The sequence below is a fragment of the Komagataeibacter europaeus LMG 18890 genome (assembly GCF_000285295.1).
GTDB classification, from domain to species: domain Bacteria; phylum Pseudomonadota; class Alphaproteobacteria; order Acetobacterales; family Acetobacteraceae; genus Komagataeibacter; species Komagataeibacter europaeus.
The window spans coordinates 1-1168 of sequence record NZ_CADP01000310.1 but is presented as its reverse complement, the minus strand read 5'-3'; the positions used below and the strand labels follow the sequence as shown (position 1 = coordinate 1168).

At 56.2% G+C, this 1168-nt stretch carries 3 protein-coding genes; 1 reads left to right on the top strand and 2 read right to left on the bottom strand.

From position 1 onward, the window contains the following. Together GEU01_RS22025 and GEU01_RS26120 are read right to left on the bottom strand one after the other, a co-directional pair. Nucleotides 1–289: helix-turn-helix domain-containing protein (locus GEU01_RS22025; protein ID WP_026018896.1), on the bottom strand; the 289-nt coding region annotated here is incomplete at its 3' end. 72 nt (nt 290–361) lie between these two features. Continuing rightward, the gene (locus tag GEU01_RS26120; protein ID WP_157212925.1) at nt 362–715 is read right to left on the bottom strand and encodes a LysM peptidoglycan-binding domain-containing protein; all 354 of its coding nucleotides are present in this window, start codon (nt 713–715) and stop codon (nt 362–364) included. Between the two features lie 152 nt (nt 716–867). On the opposite strand from GEU01_RS26120, the gene GEU01_RS22020 reads away from it, so the two are divergent. Continuing rightward, nucleotides 868–1168, top strand: a 301-nt coding sequence (locus GEU01_RS22020; protein WP_039794389.1) for an IS5 family transposase, incomplete at its 3' end; no start/stop codon positions are given.

The window sequence follows — 1168 nt, the reverse complement described above, 5'->3', positions numbered from 1 at the left end:
GCCGGGTTTTCAAGGCAGACAGCATCTCCTGTGTCAGGCGGGCTTTTTGTCCCCCGCCATGACGATCCACAAGGCCATCCAGACCATCCGCATTGAAACGCACCACCCAGTCACGGATACTCTGACGGTCTGTCCCGGCAAGCAGGGCCGCCTCGCCGCGTGAGGCGCCATCATAAATCGCCGCAAGCGCCAGCAGGTGACGCGACTGACCCGCATGCCGGCTTCTGCGCGCAAGGCGTCGCAACTCCGAACTATCATGATCGTCACGCAGGGATAGAGGGCTGCCCATCCAGAATGCCTCCTTCAGAGAATGGTCTGCATCCTGTGAATCACATTTTTAACCCGATGGGTACCCCGTGAGTCAGACCAAACAATGGTTGGTATTAAGCTGGGCTGGCGTAATACCCGGATTGAGGCTTTGCAGGTTTTTTACTGTTGTGCCTGTATTCCTTGCGATATGCCACAGATTGTTGTTCGATGCCGTAACCGTAACTTTCTCGATCCTGGCATTAGGATCGACAACGGTATCCATCCGGAAGTTTGTCATCCTCATAAGCAGATATCCGACCCCGGCACGAATGTTATCGGCTGGATTGGCCCGGGCAGAGCCAACTGTCAGGCGTCCTTTCCACGCAGGTGGCACAATACGGTCGCCACCCTCCTTTCCAGACAGCAGCGAAGTCAGTCCCGGATCACCCGGATTACCAATCTGCATGGGCTGACGGTTCCATGCGGGGCTGTGTGCGCCCGTCCCTGCCCAGCTAATCGCCTTGATCCAGCGCCAGTCCAGCGGATGATAGCCAGGTGTATTGGGGTCTGTTGGGAATTGTGCTTTTTCAAAGTCACCAAATGTGATTCAAAATCCGTATGGATCGCTTCGTACTGACAGACGCCCAATGGGCGAAAATGGAACCGCTGTGCCTTGGCAAGAAAACGGATCGGGGGCGCAGCGGGCAGGACAACCGTCTTTTTATCGAGGCGGTCTTATGGATTGCCCGGACCGGCAGCCCATGGCGGGACCTTCCGACGTATTTCGGGCATTGGAACTCGGTCTATTCCCGTTACAGCGACTGGATGAAAGCCGGTGTTTTCAAACGGCTTTTTGAAGCGGTCTCTGACGAGGCCGACATGGAATATGCGATGATCGACGGCACGGTGGTCCGGGTTC